Origin of the sequence: Franzmannia pantelleriensis (assembly GCF_900102875.1) — a bacterium.
GTDB classification, from domain to species: Bacteria; Pseudomonadota; Gammaproteobacteria; order Pseudomonadales; family Halomonadaceae; genus Franzmannia; species Franzmannia pantelleriensis.
In genome coordinates, this window is sequence record NZ_FNGH01000005.1 from 198,313 (window position 1) to 215,190 (window position 16,878).

A 16,878-nucleotide genomic window follows, 5' to 3' on the forward strand; every position below is an offset into this window, starting at 1 on the left:
GCTCGAAGCGTCACCGCGAAGACGGCGAGGAAGTGTCCTGACTGACAGCGGCCGTCGACTGCCTACGCACATCCTTTTCCAGACGCCGCCACATGCCGTATAGCTGACGATGCAGGGTGTCGTTGTCCAGCTCGTGTACGCCTCGCCGGGAGAGTACCACGATGTCGACAGCGGGAAGCCGATGCTGCTGGAGACGGATGGATTCGCGAACCAGTCGTTTTAACCGGTTGCGATCCACGGCCCGGCGCACGTTCTTCTTGCTGAAGACCAAGCCCACGCGCGGGTGGCCCATTGCGTTGGGGCTTGCCAGTGCCAGCAATCCTTTGCCGTGAATCTTGAACGCCGCGTGATCGAAGACGTGTCGGTATTCCCCGGCATTCAGCAGTCGCAGACGCCGGGGGAAGCCCAGACAGGACACACGCAAGCCGAGATCAAGCGCTCAGACGCTTGCGGCCCTTCGCGCGACGCCGCGCCAGAACGGCGCGACCGTTCTTGGTGGCCATGCGGGCACGGAAACCGTGCACGCGCTTGCGCTTGAGAACGCTGGGTTGAAAAGTGCGTTTCATAACTATCGATTCCCACGTGGTTAATTGGACGGAACGTCAATGGTGAGGCGCCCTGGCTCCGGCGGGGAACCCGGGGTAATTCGGCTCAAGACCGGGCATTTTAGTGAATTCGAGCCACGGGTGCAATTTTTCTCGTGGCTAGGGCACGAAGCGTCAAGCGGACTTGCCATGTGGCATCGCGTGAATCCCGGCCATGGTTACACCATCTTGTTATTAAGACTGGGGACGAAATATGTGGATAAGAAGATTTTCTGTAGTTATTACATATAGATAGTCGGGAGTTGGCGGTGTGGGAAAAGTATTGACAACTTGTTAGGCGATGGCCAAAAGCATCACCGCCTGCTGCTGTGTGATTGCTTGGCGGATCGCTGTGCCATCTGGGTTGCGGCACGCTGGTGTGCTGAGTTTTCCACAGCGCGGCTTCGGTGCTGGTGCGTGTGGATAACTTGCCTCTTGAGCTATACAATGGCCGGTCATTCATCAACGGGATGGTGAGGTCGCGTGTCGGTCGCTCTTTGGCAACAATGTTTGGATTTTTTGCAGGACGAGCTCAGCTCACAGCAGTTCAACACCTGGATTCGCCCTCTTCAGGCGGAGCAGGGAGAATCCAACGAACTCTGCCTGTTGGCCCCCAACCGTTTCGTACGTGATTGGGTAAGCGACAAGTACATCAAGCGAATCAATGAACTGCTGCGCGAACTGGCGCCTACCAAGCCGCCCAAGGTGACGCTGGTAGTGGGCAGTCGACGCGCCGTGCCTAGCCCGCAGCCACGAGAATTGGGCAATCCTGTCTCTGCCACTCTTCGTCAGCCCGCGGCACCGGCAGTGCATACGCCACCACGCGGCGATCTTGCCGACGAGCGTGAGATCGAGACACCCAGCGAGGCGTCATCGCGCAGCGGGTCATCGCGTGGCGGCGGTGAAAGGCAGGTGCAGGTTGAAGGCAGTCTGAAGCACCAGAGTGGCCTCAACCCCAATTTTACCTTCGAGACGTTTGTCGAGGGTAAGTCGAACCAGTTGGCACGTGCTGCTTCGCGCCAGGTCTCTGAGAACCCCGGCGGCGCCTATAATCCGCTATTCCTCTACGGTGGCGTTGGCCTGGGTAAGACTCACTTGATGCACGCGGTGGGCAATGCACTGGCCACCCGGCGCGACAATGCCAAGGTGGTCTATCTGCACTCCGAGCGTTTCGTGGCCGACATGGTCAAGGCGCTGCAGCTCAACGCGATCAACGACTTCAAGCGCTTCTATCGCAGCGTCGATGCTCTGCTGATCGATGATATCCAGTTCTTCGCCGGCAAGGAGCGCTCCCAGGAAGAGTTCTTCCACACCTTCAATGCGCTGCTCGAGGGCGGCCAGCAGATGATCCTGACGTCTGACAGATATCCCAAAGAAATCAATGGTGTAGAAGAACGACTCAAGTCTCGCTTCGGGTGGGGGCTGACCGTGGCCATCGAGCCACCGGAGCTCGAGACGCGGGTGGCGATCCTGATGAAGAAGGCCGACCAGGCCAAGGTCGATCTGCCCCACGATGCTGCCTTTTTCATCGCCCAGAAAATACGCTCCAACGTGCGTGAGCTGGAGGGCGCGTTGAAAAAGGTGATCGCTGACTCTCATTTCATGGGCAAGACGATCACCCAGGACTTCATCCGTGAGTCGTTGAAGGATCTGCTGGCACTTCAGGACAAGCAGGTCGGCGTCGACAATATCCAGCGCACGGTGGCGGAGTACTACAAGATCAAGCTGGCCGATCTACTCTCAAAGCGTCGCTCGCGCTCGGTGGCACGGCCTCGTCAGGTGGCCATGGCGCTGGCCAAGGAGCTGACCAACCATAGCTTGCCAGAGATCGGCGATGCCTTTGGTGGCCGCGATCACACCACCGTATTGCACGCTTGTCGCAAGGTGCAATCGCTCAAGGAAGAGAGCGCGGACATCCGCGAGGACTACAAGAACCTGCTACGGTTGCTGACCAGCTGATCGTGGCAATGCAAGTCATTGAAACTCAGGACTAGAGTGGAGCCTTCATGAAATTTTCCATCTCCCGCGAAGCCTTGCTGCGCCCTTTGACGCTGGTCGCCGGCGTGGTCGAACGGCGCCAGACGCTGCCGGTACTTTCCAATGTACTGATTCAGGCCAGCACCGATGAGCTGTCGCTGACCGGTACCGACCTCGAAGTCGAGCTGATCGGACGAACGGCTCCCTCTCAGGTCGAGCAGCCCGGTTCAGCAACGGTGCCAGCACGCAAGCTGATGGACATCTGCAAGTCACTGCCGGAGCAGGCCGAGATCAGCCTTGCACTGGAAGAGGGCCGTGCCGTGCTACGCAGTGGCCGCTCGCGCTTCACCCTATCGACTCTTCCGGTGGCGGAATTTCCCAATATCGAAGAAGGCCAGGGCAGCGTTGAGCTCAGTCTTCCGCGGGGTACGCTCAAGCATCTGATCGATGCCACCTCCTTCGCCATGGCCCAGCAAGACGTGCGTTATTATTTGAATGGCATGCTGCTCGAGCTGCGCTCAAACCTGGTGCGAACCGTGGCCACCGACGGCCACCGCCTGGCGGTATGCTCTCGACCGGTGGAGATCAGCGTCGAGCCGGCCCAGAAGCTGATCGTGCCGCGCAAGGGCATTCTCGAGCTAGTGCGGTTGCTGGATGATAGTGACGAGCCGGTCAGCCTGACCCTGGGAGCCAGCCATGTGCGCGCTCACACGGGGGACTTCACGTTCACGTCCAAGCTGGTCGATGGCAAGTTCCCCGACTACGAACGAGTGGTGCCGCGCGGGGGAGACAAGGTCTTCATCGCCGAGCGTGCCGAGCTGCGCCAGGTGTTGTCACGTACCTCGATTCTTTCCAACGAGAAATACCGTGGGGTGCGCTTGCACCTGGAAGAGGGCAACCTGAGGGTCATGGCCAATAACCCTGAGCAGGAAGAGGCGGAGGAGAACGTGGCCGTTGAGTACAGCGGTGCCGCCATGGAAATCGGCTTCAACGTCGGTTATTTGATCGACGTACTAGGTGTCCTCGACGAGGACCGCGTACAGATGACGCTGGCTGATCCCAACAGTAGTGCGCTGATGGAGGAGCCGGGTGGTGGCGACGCCATGTACGTCGTTATGCCGATGCGCCTCTAAGCCCCGGCCGACATCGAGCCCATGCCGATAGATCGTCTCGCCTTCCAGGGGGTGCGTAATCTGGCCCCCCTGGATATGCGGCCTCAGCCCGGTATTAACCTGTTACTGGGTGCCAATGGCAGTGGCAAGACCAGCTTGCTTGAAGGCATCCATGTGCTTGGCATGGGGCGTTCATTCCGTACCCATCAGCTCAAGAATGTCATCTCCCATGATGCCGATGCGCTAACCCTCCATGCCCGAATCGCCGGTGATCCACCGTTGCCGATAGGTGTGCGCCGGCAGCGCAGTGGAAGTGAGCTCGAGATGCGCATGGCCGGCGAGCGCGTCGCGCGAGTCGCTCAGTTGGTCGATGCACTTCCGCTGCAGCTGATCAATCCCGATGCATTCCGGTTGCTGGAGGGCTCCCCCTCTTCGCGCCGAGAGTTCCTCGACTGGGGGGTGTTTCACGTGAAACACGACTTCTTCGAGGTCTGGAAGGGCGTGCGCCGGGCATTGAAACATCGGAACGCACTATTAAGGCATGGTAGTATGGATGATCGCTCCCTGGCGGTATGGGAGCATGAGTTGGTGCAGTTGGGCGAGCGTCTTGATGCCATGCGCAGCAATTACATGAACGCCTTCGTGCCAGTGTTTGAAGAGACTCTGGCCGCTCTGCTGCCGTTGCCTGGCCTGATGTTGCGCTACTATCGCGGTTGGGATAGGCAACGCTCACTGCGAGAGGTGCTTGAACAGAGCAGGAATAGTGACCGCCAGATGGGCTTTACCCAGCAGGGTCCGCAGCGAGCTGATTTGCGCCTCCGGCTTGAGCGTCGTCCAGCAGTGGAGGTGCTGTCGCGTGGCCAGCAGAAGCTCGTCGTCAGTGCCCTCAAGCTGGCGCAAGGTCGTCTGCTGGAGTACCAGACAGGACGGCGCTGCCTATATCTGATTGATGACCTGCCAGCTGAACTCGATGCGCGACACCAGCAGGTGTTTTGCCAGTGGTTGGAGGCGATGCGTTGTCAGGCGTTTATTACCAGCGTCGACCCTCAGGCACTGAACAATGCCTGGCAACCAGAAACACCGCTCAGCGTGTTTCACGTGAAACATGGCAAGGTCGCCCCGGATGATTCGGTGGCACTGAATCACGGAACGAAAGACTTCACGACGGAGTAGTCAATGAGCGAACAAGCTTACGACTCATCGAGCATCAAGGTCCTCAAGGGACTGGATGCAGTACGCAAACGTCCCGGCATGTATATCGGTGACACCGATGATGGCACGGGGCTACACCATATGGTGTTCGAGCTGGTGGACAACTCCATCGATGAAGCTCTGGCGGGCTACTGCAGCGAGATACGTGTCATCATCCACCCAGATGAGACGATCACGGTGAGCGACAACGGCCGCGGCGTTCCGACCGATATCCATGAGGAAGAAGGCGTATCCGCCGCCGAAGTCATCATGACGGTACTGCACGCTGGCGGAAAGTTCGATGACAACTCCTACAAGGTGTCCGGTGGCCTCCACGGTGTGGGGGTATCGGTGGTCAATGCGCTCTCGGAAGAACTCAAACTGACGATATGGCGTGCTGGTCAGGTACATGAGCAGATCTATCATCATGGCGTACCTGAGGGCCCGTTGGGTGTCGTTGGCAAGACCGAGAAGTCCGGTACCCGTGTGCACTTCCGTCCATCTCCTGACACCTTCGGCAACATCGAGTTTCACTATGATATTCTTGCCAAGCGACTGAGAGAACTCTCTTTTCTCAACTCCGGTGTGGCGATTCGATTACTCGATGAGCGCAGCGGTAAAGAGGAGCTTTTCCACTACGAGGGCGGGCTACGGGCATTCGTCGACCACCTCAACACCAACAAGACGGCCATCAACCCCGTCTTTCACTTCAGTGCTGAGCGTGACGATGGCGTTGGCGTAGAAGTAGCGATGCAGTGGAATGACACCTTCGCGGAAAACATCTTCTGCTATACCAATAATATCCCTCAGCGTGACGGCGGTACGCACCTGGCAGGCTTTCGTGCGTCGCTGACTCGGACCCTGAACAACTATATCGAAGCCGAAGGCTTGCTCAAGAAGGCAAAGGTCAATACCGCTGGCGACGATGCCCGAGAGGGATTGACTGCGATCATTTCAGTGAAGGTTCCTGATCCGAAATTTTCCTCGCAGACAAAAGAAAAGCTAGTCTCTTCCGAGGTAAAGACCGCGGTTGAGCAGGAGATGGGCCGCCTGTTTGCTGACTATCTAGTTGAAAAGCCCAATGAAGCCAAGGCGATCGTCAACAAGATGCTCGAGGCAGCGCGTGCTCGTGAGGCTGCGCGCAAGGCGCGTGACATGACGCGACGCAAGGGCGCACTGGATATTGCCGGTTTGCCTGGCAAGCTGGCCGACTGCCAGGAGAAAGATCCAAGCCTGTCGGAACTGTACCTGGTCGAGGGTGATTCCGCGGGCGGCAGTGCCAAGCAGGGCCGTGACCGGCGTACCCAAGCGATCCTGCCGCTCAAGGGCAAGATTCTCAACGTCGAAAAAGCACGTTTTGACAAGATGTTATCGTCTGCCGAGGTGGGGACTCTGATTACCGCGCTCGGCTGTGGTATCGGTAGAGAAGAGTTCAACCCCGACAAGCTGCGCTATCATTCGATCATCATCATGACCGATGCTGATGTCGACGGCTCGCACATCCGGACTCTGCTGCTGACTTTCTTCTTCCGCCAGATGTCTCAGCTGATCGAGCGCGGGCATGTGTTCATTGCTCAGCCGCCGCTTTATAAGATCAAGCGTGGCAAGCAGGAGAGCTATCTTAAGGATGAGCAGGCGCTGATCGACTACCTGACCACTACCGCGCTGGACGGCGCGCGTCTTTACGTCAATCCCGATGCGCCAGGCGTTGCCGGTGAGCAGCTCGAAGCCTTGGTCAATCAGTATCGTGACGTCATGAAGCGTATCGACCGCCTGTCGCGCGTCTATCCCAGCGAAGTGCTGCGCAAGATCGTGCACGGTGCGACCCTTGAGGCCGAGGCCAGCCTCAAGGATCGCGTCACCATGCAGCACTGGATCGACTTCCTGCAGCAGGAGATGGACGAAGTGGTGGCCTATCAGGGTGGGCCACGCTATACCTTCGAGCTGCAGGAGGATACCGAGCGCGGTTTCTTCCTGCCTGCAGTTTCGTTGGCCGCGCATGGTGTGACCACGGACTACACATGGGGCGTGGATTTTTTCCGCAGCGCCGACTATCGCGCTATGGCCAAGCTTGGCGAGACGCTTAACGGCCTGCTCGACGAGGGGGCTTACGTAGCCCGTGGTGAGCGCCAACAGCCCGTTGAGACCTTCTACGAGGCGCTCGAGTGGCTTATGAAGGAGGCACAGCGCGGCTTTTCTATCCAGCGCTACAAGGGGCTCGGTGAAATGAACCCCGATCAGCTGTGGGAGACCACCATGAATCCCGAGACGCGGCGTATGCTGCGGGTTTCGATTGAGGATGCGGTAGCGGCCGATATGATGTTTAACACCCTGATGGGTGATGAAGTCGAGCCGCGTCGCGACTTCATCGAGCGCTTCGCCTTGGTGGCCAATCTCGATATTTAAGGTGATGTTCCACGTGAAACATGCTGGTTAAGCGCCAAGCAAAAAGCCCCGGGATTATACATCCCGGGGCTTTTGCTTGTGCACTACGTAATGCTAGTGCGCTCGCTGTTGGTCGAGGAGCCAGTCAGCGAAGCCGGCCAGGTCATCGAAGATGCGTATGCCGCTGTCGACTGACATCAGTTCGGGCTGCTTGGCCAGAGTGCGTTCGCCCTTGCCGGTACGTACCAGCACAGGCCTGCAGCCCATTGGTTCACCGGCTTGAAGGTCGCGCAGGCTGTCACCGACCATCCAGCTCCCTTGTAGATCCGTCATGCCTAGGGCGGTGCGGATCTGCTCGAGGAGCCCCGGGAGCGGCTTGCGACAGTCACAGCCATCGTTGGGGCCGTGGGGGCAGTGGGCGAAATGCGCTATTTTACCGCCGGCCTGGGTCACCAGCGCGCTAAGATATTCATGCATGGTGGCCAGGGTGTCTTCGTCATAGTAGCCGCGGGCGATGCCTGATTGGTTGGTGGCCACTGCCACCGTCCAGCCGGCTCGACACAGGCGGGCAATCGCGTTGATAGCACTGGGGTAGGGCAGGAACTCATCCAGCGACTTCACGTAATTGTCGGAGTCCCGGTTGATTACGCCGTCTCGGTCGAGAATTACCAGGCGGTTGGCTCTGGGCATGGCTATGGTGTTGCTCTCGGCTAGGAGTGAGCACTGAGTGTTTCACGTGGAACAGCGTCTGCCAAGGTTGAAGAAACCTCAACCTGTTTCCGTCACTCCATCACGGATATGTTCCACGTGAAACACGTTGCTGAGGGCATGAAAAGGGCCGGCAAGCATAACGCTCGCCGGCCCATTCTGTAGCCGAGCAGGGGTTACTGCTGAAGCTCGGCGATATCGGCAACTTCCAGGAACAGTGCCTGGAGCTCAGCCAATAGTGCCAGGCGGTTGTCGCGGACTGCAGGCTCCTCGGCCATTACCATGACTTGATCGAAGAAGGTATCCACCGGTTCACGCAGGGCGGCCAGGCAGTCCAGTGCGGCACTGTAGTCCGCGGCCTGGAACAGCGGGACAACTTCCTCGCGCCGGGCCGCAAGGGCGCGATGAAGGGCTATCTCGGCGTTCTCCTGAAGCAGCTCGGCATTAACCGAGATATTCCGGTCATGGGTTTGCTTGGAGAGAATGTTGGAAACCCGCTTATTGGCAGCGGCCAGCGCAGCGGCCTCGTCACGAGCGGCGAAGCCGTGTACTGCTCGCATACGGCGGGCGAAATCGAGTGGTTTGGTCACTGGGCGGGCGCGGACCGCTAGATAACTCCCAACCGCAATGCCTTCATCCTGGGCCCAGGCCCGGAAGCGCTCCAGCATGTAGTCCAAGACCTCATCCACCAAGCCCTCTGCCTTGGGCAGCTGCTGGTGCTGTTCTGCCGCCAGGTTTAGCAACTCACGCAGATCGAGGTCGAGTTCGGCCTTGACCATGATATTGAGTACGCCAATGGCGGCACGGCGTAGGGCGAATGGGTCCTTGGCACCGGTAGGGCGCTGGCCGATACCGAAGATGCCGGTAAGCGTATCGAGGCGGTCAGCCAGCGCCAGTGCCAGGCCAGTGCGAGTCTGGGGGATAGCATCAGTGGCAAAACGCGGTAGGTATTGCTCATAGAGCGCCTGAGCAACCTCCTCGGGCTCGCCATCCTGGCGCGCGTAGTAGCAGCCCATGATGCCCTGAAGTTCGGGGAACTCGAGCACCATCTCGGTGACCAAGTCGCACTTGGCGAGCAGTGCGGCGCGTTCGGCGTGGTCGCTATTACCGCCGATGCGCTCGGCGATGGCTCGGGCTACGACGGCGCTACGGCGGGCCTTATCGGCCAGGGAGCCGAGCTGTTGCTGGAAGACCACACTGTCGAGGCCGGCCTGGCGCTCGGCCAGCGGCGTCTTGCGATCGACATCGTAAAAGAAGGCGGCGTCGGCCAGGCGTGGGCGTATGACCTTCTCATTGCCGTCGATCACCCGCTCAGGCTCATGGCTTTCGATATTGGCGATGGTGATAAACAGCGGCTTGAGCTTGCCGTGCTCGTCAAGCAGGTGGAAGTATTTCTGATTGGCCTTCATGGAGGAAATCAGGCACTCCGGCGGGACCTCCAGGAAGCGCTCGTCGAAGCTGCCGGTGAGTGCCACCGGCCACTCGACCAGGCCGCTGACCTCAGTAAGCAGTGCGTCGTCGATGACCGCCTGGGCATCCTGTACTTCGGCCTCGGCCAGCACCTGCTCGCGAATGCGCTCGCGGCGACGCTGGCGGTCGGCCAGTACGTAGGCGTTTTCCAGGGCGTCGAGATAATCATCGGCGTGGGCAAGCGAGATGGCTGCGGGCGCATGGAAACGGTGACCGTAGGTGAGGCGGTCGGCGCTCAAGCCGAGGGTCTCGGCCTCGATCACTCGCTCGCCATAAAGCATTACTAGCCAATGCACGGGGCGTGAGAACTCCGTGCGTAACGCGCCCCAGCGCATGTTCTTGGGCACCGGGAGTGCAGCGATGGCCTTGTCGACGATAGCCGGCAGCAACTGCTCGATCGCGTCGCCCTGTTGCTGTTCACGGTAGCCAAGCCAGGTACCTTTGTCGGTCTCGAGGTGGATCAAGTCGCCGACGTCGACGCCACAGGAGCGGGCGAAGCCCTCGGCGGCCTTGGTCGGTTGGCCGTCCTTGAAGGCGGCGGCGAGTGCAGGGCCGCGGCGCTCGATCTCACGGTCAGGCTGCTTGTCGGCCAGTTCGCTGATATGCACTGCGAGGCGCCGCGGCGAGGCGTAGGCGGTCACCTCGCCGAAGCGTACCTCGGCGTCGTTAAGGCCTTGGCGGATACCGTCTGCCAGCGCATCGGAAAGGCGATCGATGGCGGCGGGCGGCAGTTCCTCAACGCCGAGTTCGACCAGTAGCGGGTGAAAAGCCATGCTCATGCATCTCCCTGTGTGTCGGCGGCTGTCTCGAGCAGCTCGCGGCGCAAGGCGTCGGGTGCCATGGGAAAGCCGGCAGCCTTGCGTGATTCGTAGTAGGCGTGAGCCACGTTGCGGGCCATGGTGCGAACACGGAGGATGAAGCGCTGGCGTTCGGTCACTGAGATGGCGTGGCGGGCATCGAGCAAGTTGAAGGTGTGCGAGGCCTTGAGCACCATCTCGTAGGCGGGCAGTGGCAAACCGGCCTCGAGTAGCTTGCTGCACTCGCGCTCCTGATGGTCGAAGCCCTCGAACAGTGCCGGCACATCAGCATGCTCGAAGTTATAGGCCGATTGCTCGCGCTCGTTCTGCAGATAGACGTCGCCGTAGGTGACCTTGCTGCCGTCCGGGGCATGGGTCCAGACCAGGTCATAGACGCTGTCGACGTCCTGTAGGTACATGGCGATGCGTTCCAGACCGTAGGTCAGCTCTCCGGTGACCGGATAGCATTCGATGCCGCCGGCCTGCTGGAAATAGGTGAACTGGGTAACCTCCATACCGTTGAGCCAGACTTCCCAGCCCAATCCCCAGGCGCCTAGAGTGGGCGACTCCCAGTTGTCCTCGACGAAGCGGATGTCGTGCACCAGCGGGTCGATGCCGAGACGCTCCAGGGAACCCAGGTAGAGGTCCTGAAGGTCGGAGGGTGAGGGTTTCATTACCACTTGAAACTGATAGTAGTGCTGAAGGCGGTTGGGGTTCTCGCCGTAGCGGCCGTCGGTCGGGCGTCGCGAGGGCTGCACGTAGGCGGCGTTCCAGGTCTCGGGACCAATGGCGCGCAGGAAAGTCGCCGGGTGAAAGGTACCGGCACCGACTTCCATGTCCAGCGGCTGCATGATCACGCAGCCGTGTTCGGCCCAATATTGCTGCAGGGCGAGGATCAGGCCCTGGAAGGTTGCCACGTCTGGCGTCGACTGTGTCATTGCTGATGCACCGTTGGCCCATGAATTCAAGAACCGCCAAGTATACAATTACCAGCGAATCGGTTATAGGCACGCTGCAGGAATGTCGGCCTGGCCATCGGTCCGAGGCCTGCCCCGGCAGGCGCGGCAACCAAGAGGATAGACACATGATCGTAGTGACGGGCGGCGCCGGGTTCATCGGCGCCAATCTGGTCAAGGCGTTGAACGCGCGCGGCCGCAACGATGTGCTGGTGGTCGACGACCTGAGCGACGGCACCAAGTTCGTCAACCTGGCCGATTGCACCCTGGGGGACTACCTCGACAAGGACGACTTCCTGATGCGCGTCGAGGCGGAGCTGCGCGGTGAGGACGCAGGCCTGCCGAGCATCGAGGCGATCTTCCACGAGGGGGCCTGCTCGGACACTACCGAGTGGGATGGTCGTTTCATGCTCGAGAACAACTTCGAGTACTCCAAGGTGCTACTGCACTACTGCCAGAAGAAGGGCATTCCCTTCCTGTACGCCTCCTCGGCGGCGACCTACGGCGGCAGCGAGGTGTTCGTCGAGGCGCCCGAGCACGAGCGCCCGCTCAACGTTTATGGCTACTCCAAGCTACTCTTCGACCAGTACGTACGGGCACGCTGGGAGCAGTTCACCAGCCAGGTGGTGGGTTTCCGCTACTTCAATGTCTATGGACCGCGGGAGCAGCACAAGGGCAAGATGGCGAGCGTCGCCTTTCATCATCATACCCAGGTGCAGGCCGGCGAGAACCCCAAGCTGTTCGGTGCCTGGGACGGCTACGAAGCCGGCATGCAGAGTCGCGACTTCGTCTATGTCGGTGACGTGGTCGACGTCAACCTGTGGTTCCTTGACCACCCTGAACAGTCGGGCATCTTCAACCTGGGCAGCGGCCGCGCCGAGCCCTTCAAGGCCATCGCCGAGAGTGTCATCCACTACTACGGCAAGGGCGATATCGACTACATCGAGTTTCCCGACGAGCTCAAAGGCCGCTATCAGAGCTACACTCGGGCCGATATCTCGCGGCTGCGCGCCGCCGGTTATCCGCATGAGTTCAAGACCGTCGCCGAGGGTGTACAGGCCTACCTGGAGTGGTTGAATGGCTGATGCCGGTGAGCGGATCCTGGTCGTAGGACCCTCCTGGGTCGGTGACATGGTGATGGCCCAGAGCTTGCTGATGACCCTCAAGGCGCGTCACCCCTGTTGCCGAATCGGGGTGGTGGCGCCGGCCTGGTCGCTGCCGATGCTGTCGCGTATGGTCGAAGTCGACGAGGCGATCGCCCTCGACGTGGGGCACGGCGAGTTTGGCTGGCGGGCGCGACGCAATGTGGCGGCAGCGCTGCGCGGGCGCTTCGATCGCGCCATCGTGCTGCCGCGCTCGTGGAAGTCGGCGCTGGTGCCGTTCCTGGCGCGGATTCCTCAGCGTCTCGGGTTCACCGGTGAGCAGCGTGTGGTGCTGCTCAACCAGCGCCGTCGTCTCGACAAGCAACGGCTCGACCAGACCGTCAAGCGCTTCGTCTCGCTGGGCTTGCCCGAATCAGATGCTGTCAGCGGCGACTTCGCCATTCCCCGTCCACACCTGGCGGTGGATGCCGACAACCTGGTCGAACTGCGCCTTCGCCTGGGGCTCTCGTCACGCCCGGCGATCGGCATGATGCCCGGCGCCGAGTACGGCCCGGCCAAGCAGTGGCCGCCGGCCTACTTTCGACAGTTGGCCGCTTGGCTGGTCGAGGCAGGGTTCGAAGTCAGGGTGCTTGGCGGCCCCAAGGACGTCGAGGATGGCGAGCAGATTGCTGCGGAGCTAAAGCACGTCCACAACCTGTGCGGCAAGACGCGGCTGGCCGATGCCGTGGACCTTCTCGCCGACTGCCAGCAGGTGGTGACCAACGACTCGGGGCTGATGCATGTGGCGGCGGCGGTGGGTACCCGGGTGCATGCCCTCTATGGCTCCTCGTCGCCCGATTTCACGCCGCCGTTGACCGTCCAGGCGCAGATCCATCGGCTGGGCCTGTCCTGTTCGCCCTGTTTTGCCCGGGTCTGCCCGCTGGGGCATACCAATTGCCTCAACCAGCTGTCGCCCCAGCGCATTTTTGACGCGCTGGTGACCTCTCAAGCGGGGTAAGCTACATCACTGGTGGTAGCTGCTCCTCCTCTTCGCTGAGGCCCGCGTCCTGCTGCTGGCGTGCTGTCGGCGCCAGGCCGTCCCATAGCCTCAGCTGCAGCTCGCGCTCCTCGCGCAGTTTGGTATTGATCAGCTCGATCTGATGACGTTCGAGCAGCGTCTGCACCGGTGACAGCAGCGAGGCACCGAGGCCGGCGCGATGCTGATGAATCTCGAAGCCCATCGCTTCGAGAATGGTCGGGAAGAGGTCGACCATCGACGACTCGCGCTCGATGCGCTGGGGCTCCAGGTCGTTGCCCAGCAGCATGAAGGTGTTATCGCGCGGGCCGGCAATCAGCTCATCCCAGACTGAGACGCGCATGGTCAGGTGGTCGCTGGCGATTACCACCAGGGTGTTGTCGAGTAGCCCCTCGTCGGAAAGGTCATTGAGCAGTTCACGGGTCAGCCAGGCGTTGCACTCCACCGAATAGAGGATATCGACGCCGTCGAATTCGCCTTGGCGGTCCAGGCAGCGCTGGGCCGGATGGCCGTGAGGCGCATGACCGCCGATGGTCAGGGTGGTGAGGTTCCAGGGCGCGTCGCCGGCGGCCAGCTCACGTATCTCTTCGTGGACGAAATCGAAAAGGGTGTCGTCGTAAAGCCCCCAGCTGTTGAGGTACTCCGGGTCCTCCATTCGTGGGACCAGCTCCTCGCGACCGTAGACGCTGTCGAAGCCGTGGCCGTAGTAGAACAACCCCTTACCGGCGAAGACCTTGCTGGCACCGCCCAGGTAGGACTGACGGTAGCCCTGCTCGCTGAGCAGGTCACCGAGGCAGGTGACGCCGGGCACCACATCATCGAGGGGTTCGAACTGCCGGTCATGGAGCAGGCCGGCGGGCATCAGCGGGCTGCCGCACTGGCTGGCGATCATGCCGGCCATGGTCCAGCCGGTGTTGTCGATCTGACGAACCCCTTCGAAGACCTTGCCCTGCTCACCGATGACGTCGAAATCGGCATAGGCGTCGCCGAAGCGTTCGCGGTCGGCGTAGGTGCGTTCAATGCTTTCAATGTAGATGAATAGCAGGTTGGGCGGCGTGTCCGGGGCACTATGAATCACCGGTTCCACGTAGCGGCGGTCGAGCCAGGCGCCATCGTCGGCGACAATGGCGGCACTGCGCTGGGTAATGCCGTGGAGCAGCGGGTTGCTGGCCAGCAGTATCAACGCCAGGATACGCTCGAACAGCCGCCAGCGATGGTCGTTTCGGACCAGCCAGGTGAAAGCGACGACGATCAGCAGCGCACACAGGGTGGAAACGATGGCCGCCACGATACGACTGGCGCCGCCGTGGTCGGTCATGCCGGCCTGGAGGTGGAAATAGATCGCCCCCAGATCCACGATGCCGAAACTGGCGGCAAGATAGACATAGAGCCACCATAGCAGTAGCGGGACAAGCGACCAGGGAATCACCGACTTGGGTGGCCGTGGCTGACGTGGCGCCCCCCAGCGGAACAGGTACGCGGCGAGCAGCCAAGCAGCGGCGACCAGGAAAAACGGCCAGGGGCCTAACGGTAGTAGCGATGTAGTAGCGTAAGCCAGGCACCCGCCCAGGAAGAGCAGTGCCCACCAGCGCGGCTGGCGGAGCCTGGGGTCACGGAGTACGGCGTGGATCATTGCAAGCGCTCGGCAGGTTCTATGTGCCTCTAGCTTAGCAAGGCTAGGCGCTCGCTCATACGCATGGCGGACCTGTGTTTGCCGGACTTGCCGCGCGGCTCTACACTTGGCGGTTTGCCGACCCTCAAGGAAATCCCATGTCGCTGGCTGCGGTAGTGATCATCAAGAATGAAGCCGACAACCTGGCCGCCTGCCTCGACACCCTGCGCTGGGTCGATGAGCTGGTGGTGCTGGATGCCGGCAGCCAGGATGCCAGCGTCGAGATCGCCAGGCGCTTTACCGACAAGGTCGAGGTCAACGCCGACTGGCAGGGGTTCGGGGTGCAGCGCCAGCGCGCCGAGGCGCTGGTCGAAAGCGACTGGATCCTGATGGTTGATGCCGACGAGCGCGTAACCCCCGAGCTTCGCGCCAGCATCGAAGCGGCGCTGAGCGGAGAACCGGCGATCTACCGTGTGGCGCGGCTGTCATGGTGTTTCGGCGCCTACATCCGGCATGCCGGCTGGTATCCCGACCGGGTGGCACGACTCTACCCGCGTGGCCGCGCCGGCTACGACAGCGCCCTGGTGCATGAAAAGCTCACCAACCCCGAGGGACTGGCGGTGCGTGACCTCAAGGGTGACCTGCTGCATTTCACTTACCGTGACCTGCGCCACTATCTGGAAAAGTCGGCTCACTACGCTCAGGCCTGGGCCGAGCAGCGCGCTGCCCGTGGCAAGCGCGGCAGCCTGGCGGCGGGGATTGGCCACGGCCTCGGCTGCTTTCTGCGCATGTATCTGCTAAAGGCGGGGTTTCTCGATGGGCGTGCTGGGCTGCTGTTGGCACTGCTGTCGGCGCATTCGACCTTCGCCAAGTACGCCGATCTATGGGTCAGGACCCGGACGGCACCGCCAGACGATCCAGCAGTGCGCTGATGCGCAGGGCGGCATCGTGCAAGTCGATGCGCGACATGTCGCTCTCGCTCTCTTTGCCCGGCGGCGGGCTGAATGCCAGGCGGCGTTCAGCGGCGTTGCAGGTCTGCCAGCGCAGCGGCGTCGATGAGCGCTTGGCCGGATAGAACCCCGCGGTGGCCAGGTTCAGGCAGCCGGCCACGTGGAGTGGCCCGGTGGAGCCGGCGATCAACAGGTCGGCGGCGGCGAGACCCTGGGCAAAGTCGCGCAGCGATGCGCGCGGCGGCACCAGCTGCGCGTCGAGCCCATGCTCACCGAGTGCCTCGCACAGCGTCTCGGCGGCTTGCTGCTCGCCGGGGCCGAAGGTCAGTAGCCAGTGCGGTGAGCACTGCGCATGGCGCTCGATGTCGGCCGCCAGCCGCGCGTACTGTGCGCTATCGAGATTGACTGCCGAGCCGCCGCTGCCTGGGTGCAGGAACACCCAGGGGCGGGTGAGGTCGAGGTCGAGAGTCTGCGCCAGGCGCCGCCGTTCGTTGGCGCACGTCGCCGCGTCGAGCGGCCAGTAGGGCGGTGCCACCCGGGGTGGGGTAATGCCTAAACGCTTCAACAGCGCTTCGGCGAGTTCGAGGTTGTAGGCATACTCGGGCTGTAGCGAGCGCGACCTGCGCTGCGTCAGGCGGTGATTATAGAATAGCTGTGCCCACTTGGTGGCCGGGGCCAGCCGCAGAGGAATCTTGGCGCGGAAGCCCAGCCAGCCGATGCGCGGCGTTGAGAACAGCGTCAGCATTGCATCGAAGCGGGCGCTACGCAGCTGTTCGAGCAGTTCGCGCTGCGCCTGACGCGGTGCGTCATCGCCGGGATCCAGGATCACTGCGTCGATCCACGGGCAGGCCTCGGCCAGCGGTGCGGTGTAGGCCGGCACCAGGGCAGTGATATGCAGCACGGCGTTAGCCTGCTTGAGGCATGCCAGCGCCGGCCAGGCGAGCATGAAATCGCCGAGTTTATCGTTACGCACCACCAGGATGCGCCGCGGCGCATCCTGGGGCGCGGTCATAGGAGA

At 61.5% G+C, this 16,878-nt stretch carries 14 protein-coding genes; 7 read left to right on the top strand and 7 right to left on the bottom strand.

Going from position 1 to position 16,878, the window contains the following annotated elements; translation table 11 throughout:
* Positions 1-10 precede the first annotated feature (10 nt).
* Both rnpA and rpmH read right to left on the bottom strand, forming a co-directional pair.
* Positions 11-418, bottom strand: a complete 408-nt coding sequence (rnpA, locus tag BLT16_RS08100) for a ribonuclease P protein component (RefSeq protein ID WP_089658100.1) — start codon at positions 416-418, stop codon at positions 11-13.
* A gap of 13 nt (positions 419-431) precedes the next feature.
* A complete protein-coding gene (gene rpmH / locus BLT16_RS08105) occupies positions 432-566 on the bottom strand; it encodes a 50S ribosomal protein L34 (protein WP_010626003.1) in 135 nt (44 codons plus the stop codon).
* A 501-nt stretch (positions 567-1,067) separates the two neighbouring features.
* On the opposite strand from rpmH, the gene dnaA reads away from it, so the two are divergent.
* The 4 genes from dnaA to gyrB are packed head-to-tail and all read left to right on the top strand — an operon-like array spanning position 1,068 to position 7,270.
* Positions 1,068-2,543 carry a chromosomal replication initiator protein DnaA gene (dnaA, locus tag BLT16_RS08110; RefSeq protein ID WP_089658023.1) on the top strand — a complete coding sequence of 492 codons (1,476 nt, stop codon included), beginning with the start codon at positions 1,068-1,070 and terminating at the stop codon, positions 2,541-2,543.
* Between the two features lie 47 nt (positions 2,544-2,590).
* Entirely contained in the window at positions 2,591-3,694 is a 1,104-nt protein-coding gene (gene dnaN, locus BLT16_RS08115) for a DNA polymerase III subunit beta (RefSeq protein WP_089658024.1), read from the top strand.
* 21 nt (positions 3,695-3,715) lie between these two features.
* Positions 3,716-4,846 (top strand): DNA replication/repair protein RecF, encoded by a 1,131-nt coding sequence (gene recF, locus BLT16_RS08120; protein WP_089658025.1) that lies wholly within the window; start codon positions 3,716-3,718, stop codon positions 4,844-4,846.
* 3 nt (positions 4,847-4,849) lie between these two features.
* Positions 4,850-7,270 (top strand): DNA topoisomerase (ATP-hydrolyzing) subunit B, encoded by a 2,421-nt coding sequence (gene gyrB, locus BLT16_RS08125; RefSeq protein WP_089658026.1) that lies wholly within the window; start codon positions 4,850-4,852, stop codon positions 7,268-7,270.
* Between the two features lie 93 nt (positions 7,271-7,363).
* Here the strand turns inward: gyrB and gmhB are convergent, their stop codons facing one another.
* From gmhB to glyQ, 3 genes are all read right to left on the bottom strand, one after another.
* A complete protein-coding gene (gmhB, locus tag BLT16_RS08130; RefSeq protein ID WP_089658027.1) occupies positions 7,364-7,939 on the bottom strand; it encodes a D-glycero-beta-D-manno-heptose 1,7-bisphosphate 7-phosphatase in 576 nt (191 codons plus the stop codon).
* 194 nt (positions 7,940-8,133) lie between these two features.
* Positions 8,134-10,200 (bottom strand): glycine--tRNA ligase subunit beta, encoded by a 2,067-nt coding sequence (glyS, locus tag BLT16_RS08135; protein ID WP_089658101.1) that lies wholly within the window; start codon positions 10,198-10,200, stop codon positions 8,134-8,136.
* A 2-nt stretch (positions 10,201-10,202) separates the two neighbouring features.
* On the bottom strand, positions 10,203-11,162 hold the full coding sequence (gene glyQ, locus BLT16_RS08140) for a glycine--tRNA ligase subunit alpha (RefSeq protein ID WP_089658028.1): 960 nt from the start codon (positions 11,160-11,162) through the stop codon (positions 10,203-10,205).
* A 146-nt stretch (positions 11,163-11,308) separates the two neighbouring features.
* On the opposite strand from glyQ, the gene rfaD reads away from it, so the two are divergent.
* Together rfaD and waaF are read left to right on the top strand one after the other, a co-directional pair.
* Positions 11,309-12,265 (top strand): ADP-glyceromanno-heptose 6-epimerase, encoded by a 957-nt coding sequence (gene rfaD / locus BLT16_RS08145; RefSeq protein ID WP_089658029.1) that lies wholly within the window; start codon positions 11,309-11,311, stop codon positions 12,263-12,265.
* On the top strand, positions 12,258-13,280 hold the full coding sequence (gene waaF, locus BLT16_RS08150) for a lipopolysaccharide heptosyltransferase II (protein ID WP_089658030.1): 1,023 nt from the start codon (positions 12,258-12,260) through the stop codon (positions 13,278-13,280). Before rfaD ends, waaF begins: the two co-directional genes overlap by 8 nt.
* Position 13,281: 1 nt before the next feature.
* Here the strand turns inward: waaF and BLT16_RS08155 are convergent, their stop codons facing one another.
* A complete protein-coding gene (locus tag BLT16_RS08155) occupies positions 13,282-14,931 on the bottom strand; it encodes a sulfatase-like hydrolase/transferase (RefSeq protein WP_089658031.1) in 1,650 nt (549 codons plus the stop codon).
* 137 nt (positions 14,932-15,068) lie between these two features.
* On the opposite strand from BLT16_RS08155, the gene BLT16_RS08160 reads away from it, so the two are divergent.
* Positions 15,069-15,842 carry a glycosyltransferase family 2 protein gene (locus BLT16_RS08160; protein WP_089658032.1) on the top strand — a complete coding sequence of 258 codons (774 nt, stop codon included), beginning with the start codon at positions 15,069-15,071 and terminating at the stop codon, positions 15,840-15,842.
* Here the strand turns inward: BLT16_RS08160 and BLT16_RS08165 are convergent.
* A complete protein-coding gene (locus BLT16_RS08165; RefSeq protein ID WP_089658033.1) occupies positions 15,799-16,872 on the bottom strand; it encodes a glycosyltransferase family 9 protein in 1,074 nt (357 codons plus the stop codon). The two genes, BLT16_RS08160 and BLT16_RS08165, sit on opposite strands and share 44 nt — an antisense overlap.
* Positions 16,873-16,878 lie beyond the last annotated feature (6 nt).